We start from the raw sequence: 13077 nt of genomic DNA, 5'->3' as shown, positions 1-13077 counted from the left end.
GATCGGGCGGGATCTGCTGTGGAGCTAAGGAGAATTGAACTCCTGACCTCCTGCATGCCATGCAGGCGCTCTACCAACTGAGCTATAGCCCCTTGCTTCTGTTCTTCCCTCCGGGTTTCTCCCCGGCGGGCCGAACAAGAAGAACTTTAGCCTGCCACCAGCCAGAAAGTGAAATCCGGTCCCCGTGGCCCGCGGGGACCGGCCTCACCGTCGTGGGCGGGCCGGGTCAGTCGTCGTCTCCGAGGACCGGCTCGGGCAGCGTGCCCGCGTTGTGCTCCAGCAGCCGCCAGCCGCGGGCGCCCTCGCCGAGGGCCGACCAGCAGCAGTTCGACAGGCCGCCGAGGCTCTCCCAGTGGTGGGGCTCCAGGCCGAGGAGACGGCCGATGGTGGTGCGGATGGTGCCGCCGTGGCTGACGACGACCAGCAGCCCGTCCTCGGGCAGCTTGTCGGCGTGACGCAGCACGACGGGGGCGGCCCGGTCGGCGACCTCGGTCTCCAGCTCGCCGCCGCCGCGCCGCACGGGCTCGCCGCGCTTCCACGCCGCGTACTGCTCGCCGTAGCGCGCGATGATCTCCTCGTGGGTGAGGCCCTGCCACTCACCGGCGTACGTCTCGCGCAGGCCTTCGTCGTGCGTGACGTCGAGGCCGGTGAGGGTGGCGAGCTCGGCGGCGGTGGCCGCGGCCCGCTTGAGGTCGGACGCGACGATCGCGTCCGGCTTCATGGAGGCGAGGAGCCGGGCGGCACGCCGGGCCTGGGCGAGGCCGGTCTCGGTCAGCTCGATGTCCGTGGAGCCCTGGAAGCGGCGCTCCAGGTTCCAGGACGTCTGGCCGTGGCGCCAGAGGATGACCCGCCGCCCCCGTGCGGAGCGGGTCAAAGCAGCTCCCCCGCGTCGGCGGCGGCGGTCTGCTCGGCGTGCTCGGCGGCCTTGCCGCGGGTGGCCTTGGCGTCCTCGGGCAGGTCGAGCTCGGGGCAGTCCTTCCACAGGCGCTCGAGGGCGTAGAAGACGCGCTCCTCGCTGTGCTGGACGTGGACGACGATGTCGACGTAGTCGAGCAGGATCCAGCGGGCGTCGCGGTCGCCCTCGCGGCGCACGGGCTTGGCGCCGAGCTCCTTGCTGAGCCGCTCCTCGATCTCGTCGACGATCGACTTGACCTGGCGGTCGTTGGGCGCCGAGGCCAGCAGGAAGGCGTCCGTGATGGACAGCACGTCGCTGACGTCGTAGGCGATGATGTCGTGCGCGAGCTTGTCGGCGGCCGCCTGGGAGGCGACGGTGATGAGCTCGATGGAACGGTCGGTGGCGGTCACTACAAGGCTTTCGGTCGGCGGTCAGGACCCCCGGCGTGGCCCGTGCGGGCCCGCACGGGCGGGTACTCCAAGGGTCTCACGACCCGCCGACACGCCTCACGGCATTACCGGCGCCCCGCCGCGGGGGCGCCGGTCGGGGCTCAGTTGCCGCCGGTGTAGTCCTGGCCGATGACGACGGTGACGTCCGCGTTGGCCGCCGCCTTGCCCTTCTTCACGGCGCTCGCGGGGAGGCCGAGGGTCTTGGCGACCTCGACGGCGTCGTTCTTGCGGGCGGCGTCGGCGTAGGTGACCTGGGAGGTGGCGGCGGTGGTGCCGGTGCCGGCCTCGACGAAGGTGTAGCCGCCGTTGACCAGGGTGATGCGGGCCTTCTCGGAGCGGTCCTTGTCGCCGGTGGCGTTCTTGACGCCGACGCGCAGGGCGTCGCCCTCGGCGGGGGCCTTCACGGTGCCGCCGAGCACGTCCTCGACGACGGAGTTCGCGGCGGCCTCGGAGAGGGTGCCGTCCTGCCCGACGGGCAGGAGCGCCGTCTTGTAGTCGCCTTCCTTGGCGTGGTCGGCGAGCTTGGCGAGGAAGGCGCCGAGGTCCTTCTCGGTGAGCGAGGGGTCGAGGATCTGGGCGAGGGTCTGGACGGTCGTCGTCGCGGCCTGCGGGTCGGAGGACAGCTTGCGCAGGACGCCCTGCATGACCTGGCCGAACCGCAGGAGCTGCGCGGTCTGGGCCTCGCCCTTGGCGCGGTAGGTGGCGTACGCGACGGCCGCCGGGCCCGAGAGGGTCTGCTCCTGGCCCTTGTGGACGAGGAAGGTGCCCTTCTTGGCGGGGTCGGGCACGTCGGTGTTCGTGGTGACCTCGATGTTGCCGACGAGTTCGACGAGGTTGTTGAGGTAGGGGGTGTCGAGGCGCCAGGTGCCCTCGATGTCGGTGCCCAGGAGGGTGTCGATGGAGTCGCCGGTGCCGGCGGAGCCGTCCTCGTCGACGGACTTGGCGAGCGTGGTGGCGCTGCCGTCCTCGCCGCTGAGGGCGAGCGCGTTGGGCAGCAGGACGGTGGTGGCCTGGCCGGTGGTGGTGTTGTTGACCAGGAGGGCGCTGGAGGTGCCGCCGCCCTTGGTGTTGTGCAGGTGGACGACGATCACGTCGCGGTTCTGCGGTCCGGCCGCGGCGGGGCCGTCCTTCTTGGCGTCGTCGCCGCCGAGGAAGGGCAGCTTGCCCTGGTAGCCGAGGTAGCCGACGCCGCCGATGAGGCACAGGGCGAGGACGACGACGAGGGCGGTGATCCGGTTGCGGCCGCGCCGTTTGGCCTCTTCACGGCGTTCGCTGCGCGACTCCGTGAACTTGAGCCAGTCGATGACGTCCTCGGAGTTCTCGTCCGGTTCCTCGACGAAGTCGAACTGCTCGGTGCGGTAGTCGCGGTCCTCACGGCGCTCCGGCCCGGCGGGCGCGGGCGCCTGCTGCGGGATGTACGCGGTGGCCTGCTCGGTCTGCCGGGGCTGCTGAGCCGTGCCGGAGGCGGCGCCGTAGGGGTCGTAGCCGCCGTCCTGCTGCGGGTGGCCGGCGTACGGGTCGTACTGCGGCTGCTGCTGCGGCGGCTGCGGCGCTTGCTGCTGCTGTTGCTGCTGCCCGGGCGCGTACGGGTCGTAGCCGTATCCGTACCCTGCGTTCTGCTCGTACGACGGCGCTTGCTGAGCCTGCCGGTAGACAGGCCGGCCGAACTCGTCGTAGCCGACCAGCTCGTAATTCTGCTGGTCGTAACCGTCGTATCGGTCGTTCACCGATGCCCCTCTCGGCGGTGCAGGGTTCAGTCGCCGCGGTACAGCTGGCGCTTGTCGATGTAGCGCACCACACCGTCCGGCACCATGTACCAGATGGGGTCGCCCTTGGCGACTCTGTCACGGCAGTCTGTGGACGAGATCGCGAGCGCGGGCACCTCGACGAACGAGACGCCGTCCTCGGGGAGCCCGGGGTTGGCCAGTGTGTGGCCGGGCCGGGTGACGCCGATGAAGTGTGCCAGGGAGAAGAGCTCTTCGGTGTACCGCCAGGTCAGGATCTGGCTGAGGGCGTCGGCGCCCGTGATGAAGAAGAGGTCCGTGTCCGGGTTGAGCGCGCGCAGGTCACGCAGGGTGTCCGTGGTGTAGGTGGGGCCGCCGCGGTCGATGTCGATGCGGCTCACCGAGAACTGGGGGTTCTCGGCGGTCGCGATGACCGTCATCAGATAGCGGTCCTCGGCCGGCGACACGTGCTTGTCGCTCTTCTGCCACGGCTGTCCGGTCGGCACGAAGACCACCTCGTCGAGGTGGAACTGTGCGGCGACCTCGCTGGCCGCCACCAGGTGTCCGTGGTGGATCGGGTCGAACGTTCCGCCCATGACGCCGAGGCGCCGCTTGGCGGGCGAGTCCCACTCGCGATCCGGGCCGCCGGCCGGGTTGTTGACCGGGCCGGTAGGCATGTCCTGCGCTCCCATGCGAGCAGAGCCTACTGGCCCGGTTCCCGTGCCCTCGCCCGGGATCAGCGGTCGCGGTTGAAGCGGGTGGTGATCCACAGCAGCAGAAGCAGGATGACGAGCGCGGCGCCGCCCGTCATGAGGGGGCTGATGCTCTCGTGGTTGCCGCCGTGCTCGCCGCCCTCGGCAGCGAGAGTGGCCAGCTGGGCAGCGGTGGCGTGGAGGCTCATCTTCAGCAGGACCTATCCGGTGTGGGATCGGGATAAAGATTTCTGACCCATCGTATGCGGGCCCCTCCTCGGGGCTCACGCCGACTCTGCCGTACGGGCGCCACGGATCGCCGCGCGTGCCCGGAACCATCCCGGTGGTGTCATTCGTCTCGCTTGTAGCCGCGCAGCAGGAACCAGGCGAGAAGCACCGCACCGAGGACGGACACCACGATCACGATGCGCAACAGATTGCCCGCGCCCTGCTGGGCCGCGGCGGCGATGAGGTGTTCGGCATGATCCATGACGGTTCGCTCCTTCTGTGTGCTGCCCCGCCACGGTATCTCCGCCTAGGGTGGACTCCGCCTCGGGGGCACAACCGAACACCGAAACGCCGTCGACAGGATCGACCGGCCATCGACATGGGGGACGCATGCCCGACGTACCGAACGAGCAGCACGACAACGTTCCGAGCAGGCAGCGCCGGCGCTTCCCGGGGATCTCCTCGCGGGCGTACGAGCACCCGGCGGACCGCTCGGCGCTGGTCGCCCTGCGCAAGCTGAGCGGTTTCGACACGGTCTTCAAGGCGCTGAGCGGGCTGCTGCCCGAGCGGAGTCTGCGCCTGCTGTTCCTGTCGGACTCGGTGCGGGTGTCCGACGAGCAGTTCGCGCATCTGAACGCGATGCTGCGGGACGCCTGTTACATCCTGGACCTGGAGAAGGTCCCGCCGATGTACGTGAACCAGGACCCGCAGCCGAACGCGATGTGCATCGGCCTGGACGAGCCGATCATCGTGGTCACGACGGGTCTCGTCGAGCTCCTGGACGAGGAGGAGATGCGGGCCGTGGTCGGCCACGAGGTCGGGCACGCGCTGTCCGGGCACGCGGTCTACCGGACGATCCTGCTGTTCCTGACGAGCCTGGCGCTGCGGGTGGCGTGGATTCCGCTGGGCAATCTCGCGATCATGGCGATCGTGACGGCGCTGCGCGAGTGGTTCCGCAAGTCCGAGCTGTCGGCGGACCGCGCGGGTCTCCTGGTCGGCCAGGACCTGCAGGCGTCGATGCGCGGCCTGATGAAGATCGCGGGTGGCAACCACCTGCACGAGATGAACGTGGACGCGTTCCTGAAGCAGGCCGAGGAGTACGAGGCCGGGGGCGATCTGCGGGACTCGGTCCTGAAGATCCTGAACGTGATGCCGCGCTCGCACCCGTTCACGACGGTACGGGCGGCCGAGCTGAAGAAGTGGTCCGAGACGCGGGACTACCAGCGGCTGATGGACGGGCACTACCCGCGCCGCGACGAGGACAAGGACACGAAGGTGTCGGACTCGTTCCGTGAGTCGGCCGCGCACTACACGGACCACGTGAAGAACTCGAAGGACCCGCTGATGAAGCTGGTCAGCGACCTCGCGGGCGGTGCCGGTGACCTGGGCGGCCGGGTGCGGCGCGGCTTCGGGAACTTCGGTGCGAACGGCTCCGGGAACGGGAACGGCGGGGGCAACAGCGGGAATCACGGCACCGACGAGGACGCGTGATCCGCAGGCCTCGGGGCCCGCGGAGCGGGTTCAGGGCTTGAGGGAGGGCTGGGCGCTCGGTGCGAGCGCCCCGCACAGCGCGGCCGGGCCGCCCGTCGCGTACGGGTCGGTGCCGGCCGGGCGGTCCTGCTCCCCGGAGTGTCCGGCGCGCTGCCCGGCGAGCAGGGGGTGCAGCCGGGCGGAGGAGTCCGTGGCGCAGGCGAGCGGCCCGGCCTGGACGGTGGAGGCGAGCAGTTCGGCGGTGCGGCCGCGCAGGTCGTCGCGGTCGAAGCGGAAGTGCACGGCGCGGCGCACGGTGAACAGGGAGACGCGGGCGTCACGGTCGCCGTGGGCGGGGCGCAGGGCGTAGACGAAGGTGTGGTCGGAGAGGACGTCGAGGCTGTTGGCGTCGGTCTCGTCGACGTCGAGGGTGCCGTGGACGCGGATGCCGGAGCCGGCGAGGCGGACCTGGCCGGGGTCGAAGCGGAGCAGCCAGCCGGTGGCGGCGTAGCGTCCGTCGGCGGCGGGGTGGGCGAGGCTGCGGTCGAACTGGGGCAGCTGCTGGGGGTCGACGAGAGCGCGGACGGGCCGGACGGCGCCGCCGGTGAGGACGTCGGGGTCGAGCATGGACGCGACGAGGTACTGCTTGGCGAGGTCCAGGGCGGTGCGGACCTGGCCGTCGGAGAAGTGGGCGGTGCCGTGGGTGTCGCGGGGTTCGTCGATGCCGTCGGCGGCGGTGGCGAACGAGGCGGCGGGGCTGTGCGCGAAGAGTTCGCCGGCGCCGTCGGCTCCGGGGACGGGGCCGGTGGGTGCGAGGGGTATGACGGTCATGCGCAGCGGGTCGACGTGGCGTGCGGCGAGGGGCGCGCTGCGGTAGGGGCTGCGGACGCCCATGTAGAGGGCGGTGCCGAAGGCGAGCAGGACCAGGACGACGAGGAGGACGGCCTGGCGGGTGAGGCCGCGGCGCAGGGTGGGGGTGCGGCGGACGGCGGGGGTGTGGTCGTCGATGCGCTCGTCGGCGGAGAATTCCTGCAGGCGGGCAGCCCGGACGAACGATTCGTCGAACACGACGGATCGGTATTCGTCCTCGCTCGCTCCGCCACCGCCCGGGGCGCCGTCCGGCGTTCCGTCCGGTGGGTCTCCTGGCCCGCCCATACCTTCAGGGTAGGTCGCGGCGCGCTCCGGTAAACGTCCTGGGCGGCTTCGCTGCGGGGCCCTGGTACATGTCAAGTTTGCGCGGTGGCGCACCCGCTGGTCAGGGCGGGGTCAGGGGGTGCGCGGGACGGCGGAGACGGCGGGCCGGGGCTGCTCGGCGGAGGCGGAGGGGCGGGCCGGGAGGTTCTTCTCCAGCTCGGTCGTGGCGGGCGGCGGCACGCGGTCGGAGCGGCCCGCGGAGGCGCCGCGGTAGACGGCGGTGAAGGCGAGGGCGACCATGCCGACGCCCATGAGGAGGGCGAGGGCCCAGGCGACGGGGCGGCGCCAGCGGGTCATGCCGCCGGGGAGGAGTCCGCTGCGGCGGTCGCGGTCGAGCTCTTCCTCGTAGAGGTCGTCGGCGTCGTCGTGGAGGGGGCCGAACTCTCCGGTGTCGTCGTAGCCGTAGCCGTCGTCGGGGAAGTCATCGTCGAGGGCGCGGCGGGTGCGGGCGCGGCGGGCCTCGGCCTCCTGGGCCTCGGCGCGGGCCTGGGCCGCGGCGAGCAGGCGCTCGACCGCGGTGGGCTCGTGGACCTCGGCGGCCTTCACGAAGTCCTCGTCGAAGACCACGGAGGCGAACTCTTCGTCCCAGCCCCCGCGGTCGTGGTCGTCGTCGGGCTCCCTGCCGTCCGGGAACGGCGTGCCCCCCACGTCCTCCGGCACCCGACCAGAGTAGACCGGAAGGGTCAATTTGGGCAGACGGTAAGGGAATTCACCGGAATTCCCCGCCGCCTGCCCCGGGTCCGCACAGGTCAGCGGATGTGGCCGTCGCCGGTGACGATGTACTTCGTGCTGGTCAGCTCGGGCAGGCCCATGGGGCCGCGGGCGTGCAGCTTCTGGGTGGAGATGCCGATCTCGGCGCCGAAGCCGAACTGGCCGCCGTCGGTGAAGCGCGTCGAGGCGTTCACGGCGACGGTGGTGGAGTCGACGAGCTGGGTGAAGCGGCGGGCGGCCTGCTGCGAGGTGGTGACGATGGCCTCGGTGTGGCCGGAGGACCACAGGCGGATGTGCTCGACGGCCTTGTCGAGGTCGTCGACGACGGCGGCGGCGATGTCGTAGGAGAGGTACTCGGTGTCCCAGTCCTCGGGGGTGGCCTCGACGACGGTGGCCTTGGAGCCCTCGGCGTAGGAGAGGATCCGCGGGTCGGCGTGGACGGTCACTCCGGCGTCGGCGAGGGCGTCGAGGGCGCGGGGCACGAACGCGTCGGCGATGTCGCGGTGGACGAGGAGGGTCTCCGCCGCGTTGCACACCGAGGGGCGCTGGGCCTTGGAGTTGATCAGGATGTCGACGGCCATGTCGAGGTCGGCGGTGGCGTCGACGTAGACGTGGCAGTTGCCGGTGCCGGTCTCGATGACGGGGACCGTGGAGTTCTCGACGACGTTCTTGATGAGCGAGGCGCCGCCGCGCGGGATGAGGACGTCGACGAGGCCGCGGGCGCGCATGAGCTCGGTGACGGAGTCGCGGGACTCGCCGGGCACGAGCTGGACGGCGTCGGCGGGCAGTCCGGAGCCGCCGACGGCGTCACGCAGGACGCGGACGAGCGCGGTGTTGGACTCGTAGGCGGAGGAACTGCCGCGCAGCAGCACCGCGTTGCCCGACTTGAGGCAGAGGGCGGCGGCGTCGACGGTGACGTTGGGCCGGGCCTCGTAGATGATGCCGACGACGCCGAGGGGGACGCGGACCTGGCGCAGGTCGATGCCGTTGGGCAGCGTGTTGCCGCGGACGACCTGGCCGACGGGGTCGGGCAGGGCGATGACGTCGCGGACGTCGGAGGCGATGGCGCGGATGCGCTCGGCGGTGAGGGTGAGCCGGTCGATGATCGACTCGCTGGTGCCGGCCTCGCGGGCCCTGGCGATGTCCTTGGCATTGGCCTCGATGATCTCGGCCGTACGGACTTCGAGGGCGTCGGCGATGGCGCCGAGGGCGTCGTCCTTCTCCGCGCGCGGCAGGGAGGCGATGTCGTGGGCGGCGGCGCGGGCGCGGTAGGCGGCCTGCGTGACCGGGGTCATCGAGTCGTACGGGTTGAGCGTCATACCCCGCAGGGTACTGGGCACGGCGGGGTGTCCAGCCGCTGTTCCGGGGGGTGAGACATGGCCGAAAACGGGTGTGGTCCCGGCACGTCAGAAGGGGTGGATGCCGACCGGGGTCGCGGGGAGCGGGCCGTAGCCGGCGGCGATGCGCTGGTGGTAGGTGCGGCGGTCGATGACCTCCAGGCCGACGATCTCCCACGGGGGCAGCCGGGAGGTCCTGCGGTGCTCGCCCCACAGGCGCAGGGCGACGGCGGCCGCGTCGTGCAGGTCGCGGGCCTCTTCCCAGTAGCGGATCTCGGCGTGGTCGGCGGCGTAGCGGCTGGTCAGCAGGAAGGGGTGGTCGTGGGCGAGCTGCTCCAGGGCGCGGCGGACCTCGGCGATCGGGGCCTCGGTGCCGGAGACACTGAGGGTGACGTGCCACAGGCGGGGGCCTTCGTCGGTGGTCCCGTCGGCGTCGGGGGGAGTGTCCGGGGTCGGGCTCTGGGTGGGGAAGGTCTCCCCCGCGGCCACGCTCGTCAGCGTCCGCTCCGCCGACCCTCGGGACGTCGCCCCCGGGCGCGCTCGTCTCACGACGGCCTCCTTTGCGCAATGGTCGTGCGGACTGGCTGCGTTGGTACTTCCCTGCAAAGAGTTGAGCAGGCGACAGAGCCTCGTGGGGCGGTTTTGGGGAAGGTCCCCCACGGGAGGCAGGCTTTCGGCCGTCTCGCCGGGTTGTTTCGAAGGTCCGGCCGGGCTGTTTCGAAGGTTCGGCCGGGCCCGGTCCGTACGGTTCGGCCGGACCGTCCGGACGGTCTCCTGGCGGTCAGGGGCGCAGCAGGACCAGGTCGTCGCGGTGCACGACCTCGCGCTCGTAGGCGGGGCCGAGGTCGCGGGCGAGCTCGCGGGTGGAGCGGCCGATCAGCTGGGGGATCTCCTTGGCGTCGAAGTTGACGAGGCCGCGGGCGACGGCCCGGCCGGTCTCGTCGCGCAGCTCGACGGGGTCACCGGCGCTGAACTCGCCCTCGACGGCCGCGATGCCCGCGGGCAGCAGCGAGGTGCGCCGCTCGACGACGGCCCGCACGGCGCCCGCGTCGAGGGTGAGAGCGCCCTGCGGGGTGGAGGCGTGCTGGAGCCAGAGGAGCCGGTCGGCGCTGCGGCGGCCGGTGCGGTGGAAGTAGGTGCCGGTGTCGCGGGCGGCGAGGGCGTCGGCGGCGTGCGAGGCGGAGGTCAGCACGACGGGGATGCCGGCGGCGGCGGCGATGGAGGCGGCCTCGACCTTGGTCACCATGCCGCCGGTGCCGACGCCGGCCTTCCCGGCGGAGCCGATCTTGACGTGCGCTATGTCGGCGGGGCCGCGGACCTCGGCGATGCGGGAGGTGCCGGGCTTGCTGGGGTCGCCGTCGTAGAGGCCGTCGACGTCGGAGAGGAGGACCAGGAGGTCGGCGTGGACGAGGTGGGCGACGAGGGCCGCGAGCCGGTCGTTGTCGCCGAAGCGGATCTCGTCGGTGGCGACCGTGTCGTTCTCGTTGACGACCGGGAGGGCGCCCATGGCCAGGAGCTGGTCGAGGGTGCGCGAGGCGTTGCGGTGGTGGGCGCGGCGGGCCATGTCGTCGCTGGTGAGCAGGACCTGGCCGACGCGGACGCCGTAGCGGGCGAAGGAGGCGGTGTAGCGGGCGACGAGGAGGCCCTGGCCGACGCTGGCGGCGGCCTGCTGGCGGGCGAGGTCCTTGGGGCGGCGGGTGAGGCCGAGGGGGGCGAGTCCGGCGGCGATGGCGCCGGAGGAGACGAGGACGATCTCCTTCTCGCCGCCGGAACGGTGCCGGGCGAGGACGTCGACGAGGGCGTCGACGCGGTCGGCGTCGAGGCCGCCGGCAGCGGTGGTGAGGGAGGAGGAGCCGACCTTGACGACGATCCGGCGGGCGTCCGCCACGCCTTGCCGTGTCGTGCCCGCCGCCTCGGTCGTTGCCCCGGTTGTCACGCTTGTTGCCGCCCCTGTTGTTGCCCCTGACATGCTCCGCAATCTACGCGACCGGGCGCCTCGGACGCTTTCCGGTTTCGCAGAGCGGACACCGTGACGCGCAGCAGTCGCACAGTTGTGTGATCAGAATGCCCGCCCCCGCGTTCTGTACGTTTTATCCATTTTACTGGTGATTGGTGTCACGGAAGATTGCTACGGGGGCACCGAAAGTCATACGGTCTGTGGTCAGCGTTCGTCCGACGGGCCCCCCAACCCGCCGGGATCCTCACCCCACACGCCTCCCCCACCCTCGAATTCCTGCCAGGAGCCCAGCCCGTGCCCTCCGCCGGACTTGCCCCCCGCCGCATCCTGCAGCTCTCCGCGCTGTTCGCGATGTTCGCGCTCTATGCGGCCCAGCTCGTCAGTGCGCTCGTGCCCCACGTACCGCTGTTCGTGGCCACGAGCGCGGCCGGCCTCGCCCTCGACGTGTATCTGCAGTACCGGCAGCCGGGTCTGCTCTCGCTCCTGGGCAAGGTCCGCTTCGACGTCACCGTGCGCCAGCTGCTGCGCGACATGCTGATCCTCGTCGGCCTGCTGCGCATCGACGGCATCGAGCCGCTCGGCGAGCAGGCCCCGCTGCTGATCGCGCTGCTCGGGGTGTACGTGCTGCACTTCGCGTGCCAGGCCGCCGCCGTGCTGGTCCGCCGGCGCCGCCAGCTGCCGATCGTCACGCGCAACATCGACACCTCGGCGCTGCGCCTGTCCTCGGCCCCGCCGCGGATCCTGTCGCGCCGCTCCAGCCACCGCCTGCTGACGTTCTCGATCCCCGCCACCGCGGGCCTGCTCGTGACGGCGGCCACGACGAACGCGCTGTGGGGTGGCATCGGCATCGGCGTCGCGCTCGCCCTGTTCCTCGGCGGAACGTTCTACCTGGCGACCTGGCTGCTCCCGAAGAAGCGCCGGCTCTCCGACGAGCGGGTCATGGCGTGGCTGGACGAGTGGCTGGCCGCCTACCGGCCGACCGTCGCCATGTACTTCTCGGGCGGCACGACCTCCGCGTACCAGGCGAACATGTGGCTCTCCACCCTCGCCGACGTCGACGGCAAGCCGCTGATCGTGCTGCGCGAGCGCTTCATGGTGAACAAGATCGACGCCACCGACGTGCCGATCATCTGCTTCCCCAAGGTCGCCACGATGTTCTCCCTGGAGAACTCGACGCTGAAGATGATGCTGCACCCGGCGAACGCCGCGAAGACCTCCCAGGTCCTGCGCATCCCGACGATCAAGCACGCGTTCATCAACCACGGCGAGTCCGACAAGCTGAGCTCCTGCAACCCGTACGCGAAGGCGTACGACGAGGTGTGGGTGGCGGGCCCCGCGGCCCGCGACCGCTACCAGCAGGCCGACGTGGGCGTCGAGGACAAGGACGTCGTGGAGGTGGGACGCCCGCAGCTGTCGCCGATCGAGATCGGCACGGGCGCCGCGCAGGACAAGCCCTTCACCACCGTGCTGTACGCCCCCACCTGGGAGGGCTGGGACGGCAACCCGGGCAACACCTCGGTGGTCCTGGCCGGTGAGAACATCGTGCGGCACCTGCTCGCCGACGAGCGGGTCCGGCTGATCTACAAGCCGCACCCGATGACCGGCTCCCAGGTCCCCGCCGCGGGCGCCGCCAACGAGCGCATCAAGGCGATGATCCAGGAGGCGAACGCGCGCCGCTCCGGCACCCGGCCCGACGCCCGCGCCGCCGCCGAGCTCACCGAGCGCGCCGCCGAACTGCACCGGCTGACCTCCACCTCGTTCCGCTCCAGCGCGGACGAGATGGAACGGATGATGCTCCAGGGCGAGCCCGACCCGGGCCGCAGCGCCGCCGTGCGCGCGGCGACGACCGCGTGGGAGGAGGCGTACTGGGCCTCGTTCCCCGAGTGGGAGCACCTGATCGTCACCGAGGCCCGTCCGGCCATCTTCACCTGCTTCAACCAGGCCGACGTGCTGATCTCCGACGTCTCCTCGGTGGTCTCCGACTGGCTGAGCAGCGAGAAGCCGTACGCCGTCGCCAACACCTCCGGCCTGTCGGAGGCCGAGTTCCGGCTCGGCTTCCCGACCGTGAGCGCGGCGACGATCCTCACGCCCGAGGCGGTCGAGGTGCCCCGGCTGCTCGCGACCGTCCGCGGCGAGACCGAGGACGTGTACGCCGAGGCCCGCCTGGAGCTGAAGGAGCACCTGCTCGGCCCGTCGGACCCGCCGTCGATCGACCGGTTCAACGGCGCGGTGCGCGCCCTGTGCGGCCGCGCCGACGAGCGCCGGGTGCGGGCCGAGGCCCGGGAGGCCGCGGAGATTCCGATACAACGCGATGACTCCCCCGCGGAGCAGGTGACCCTGGTCGACGAGGACGCGCCGGAGAACACGGTCGCCGGCTGACCTCGCGGAACACGAAGGGGGCGGGCCGGTCCGAGCAGACG

13 protein-coding genes and 1 tRNA gene are annotated in these 13077 nt (G+C 71.6%); 2 read left to right on the top strand and 12 right to left on the bottom strand.

Translation table 11 applies throughout. From position 1 onward, the window contains the following. Positions 1-19: 19 nt before the first annotated feature. The 7 genes from ACFW9D_RS34445 to ACFW9D_RS34415 all read right to left on the bottom strand — a co-directional run bounded on the left by ACFW9D_RS34445 (position 20) and on the right by ACFW9D_RS34415 (position 4250). A tRNA-Ala gene (locus tag ACFW9D_RS34445) sits at positions 20-92 on the bottom strand. 134 nt (positions 93-226) lie between these two features. Then, positions 227-874, bottom strand: a complete 648-nt coding sequence (locus ACFW9D_RS34440) for a histidine phosphatase family protein (protein ID WP_188338984.1) — start codon at positions 872-874, stop codon at positions 227-229. Further along, a complete protein-coding gene (rsfS, locus tag ACFW9D_RS34435) occupies positions 871-1305 on the bottom strand; it encodes a ribosome silencing factor (RefSeq protein WP_384628664.1) in 435 nt (144 codons plus the stop codon). Before rsfS ends, ACFW9D_RS34440 begins: the two co-directional genes overlap by 4 nt. A 140-nt stretch (positions 1306-1445) precedes the next feature. Then, entirely contained in the window at positions 1446-3071 is a 1626-nt protein-coding gene (locus tag ACFW9D_RS34430) for an LCP family protein (protein ID WP_384628661.1), read from the bottom strand. 26 nt (positions 3072-3097) lie between these two features. After that, on the bottom strand, positions 3098-3760 hold the full coding sequence (gene nadD, locus ACFW9D_RS34425) for a nicotinate-nucleotide adenylyltransferase (protein WP_188338981.1): 663 nt from the start codon (positions 3758-3760) through the stop codon (positions 3098-3100). Between the two features lie 44 nt (positions 3761-3804). Beyond that, positions 3805-3969 carry a hypothetical protein gene (locus ACFW9D_RS34420; protein WP_188338980.1) on the bottom strand — a complete coding sequence of 55 codons (165 nt, stop codon included), beginning with the start codon at positions 3967-3969 and terminating at the stop codon, positions 3805-3807. Between the two features lie 140 nt (positions 3970-4109). Beyond that, entirely contained in the window at positions 4110-4250 is a 141-nt protein-coding gene (locus ACFW9D_RS34415) for a hypothetical protein (RefSeq protein WP_188338979.1), read from the bottom strand. Between the two features lie 128 nt (positions 4251-4378). Between ACFW9D_RS34415 and ACFW9D_RS34410 the strand changes: the two genes are divergently transcribed. After that, positions 4379-5479 (top strand): M48 family metallopeptidase, encoded by a 1101-nt coding sequence (locus ACFW9D_RS34410; RefSeq protein ID WP_384628658.1) that lies wholly within the window; start codon positions 4379-4381, stop codon positions 5477-5479. Between the two features lie 30 nt (positions 5480-5509). On the opposite strand, the gene ACFW9D_RS34405 is transcribed toward ACFW9D_RS34410, so the two are convergent. From ACFW9D_RS34405 to proB, 5 genes are all read right to left on the bottom strand, one after another. Next, positions 5510-6613, bottom strand: a complete 1104-nt coding sequence (locus ACFW9D_RS34405) for a hypothetical protein (RefSeq protein ID WP_384628655.1) — start codon at positions 6611-6613, stop codon at positions 5510-5512. Positions 6614-6724: 111 nt separating this feature from the next. Continuing rightward, positions 6725-7312, bottom strand: coding sequence for a hypothetical protein (locus ACFW9D_RS34400; protein WP_384628652.1), 588 nt, complete (start codon positions 7310-7312; stop codon positions 6725-6727). A gap of 89 nt (positions 7313-7401) precedes the next feature. Continuing rightward, positions 7402-8682, bottom strand: a complete 1281-nt coding sequence (locus tag ACFW9D_RS34395; RefSeq protein ID WP_188338975.1) for a glutamate-5-semialdehyde dehydrogenase — start codon at positions 8680-8682, stop codon at positions 7402-7404. An 87-nt stretch (positions 8683-8769) separates the two neighbouring features. Next, positions 8770-9249 carry a hypothetical protein gene (locus tag ACFW9D_RS34390; RefSeq protein ID WP_188338974.1) on the bottom strand — a complete coding sequence of 160 codons (480 nt, stop codon included), beginning with the start codon at positions 9247-9249 and terminating at the stop codon, positions 8770-8772. A 232-nt stretch (positions 9250-9481) separates the two neighbouring features. Next, on the bottom strand, positions 9482-10588 hold the full coding sequence (gene proB / locus ACFW9D_RS34385; protein WP_384628667.1) for a glutamate 5-kinase: 1107 nt from the start codon (positions 10586-10588) through the stop codon (positions 9482-9484). A 363-nt stretch (positions 10589-10951) separates the two neighbouring features. Between proB and ACFW9D_RS34380 the strand changes: the two genes are divergently transcribed. Then, complete coding sequence (locus ACFW9D_RS34380; RefSeq protein WP_384628647.1) at positions 10952-13036, top strand: hypothetical protein; 2085 nt, start codon at positions 10952-10954, stop codon at positions 13034-13036. The last annotated feature ends 41 nt before the right edge of the window (positions 13037-13077 follow it).

It is taken from the genome of Streptomyces sp. NPDC059524 (genome assembly GCF_042749255.1).
Classification (GTDB): Bacteria; Actinomycetota; Actinomycetes; order Streptomycetales; family Streptomycetaceae; genus Streptomyces; species Streptomyces xanthii.
Note: the sequence above shows the minus strand (reverse complement) of the source record. Positions and strands in the feature narration are given on the sequence as shown.

What these genes read in the sequence shown, in the direction of transcription:
- nadD (WP_188338981.1), bottom strand. Translation starts at nt 3,760, where the DNA reads ATGGGAGCGCAGGACATGCCTACCGGCCCGGTCAACAACCCGGCCGGC.
- ACFW9D_RS34395 (WP_188338975.1), bottom strand. Translation starts at nt 8,682, where the DNA reads ATGACGCTCAACCCGTACGACTCGATGACCCCGGTCACGCAGGCCGCC.
- ACFW9D_RS34410 (WP_384628658.1), top strand. Translation starts at nt 4,379, where the DNA reads ATGCCCGACGTACCGAACGAGCAGCACGACAACGTTCCGAGCAGGCAG.
- ACFW9D_RS34405 (WP_384628655.1), bottom strand. Translation starts at nt 6,613, where the DNA reads ATGGGCGGGCCAGGAGACCCACCGGACGGAACGCCGGACGGCGCCCCG.
- ACFW9D_RS34420 (WP_188338980.1), bottom strand. Translation starts at nt 3,969, where the DNA reads ATGAGCCTCCACGCCACCGCTGCCCAGCTGGCCACTCTCGCTGCCGAG.
- ACFW9D_RS34415 (WP_188338979.1), bottom strand. Translation starts at nt 4,250, where the DNA reads ATGGATCATGCCGAACACCTCATCGCCGCCGCGGCCCAGCAGGGCGCG.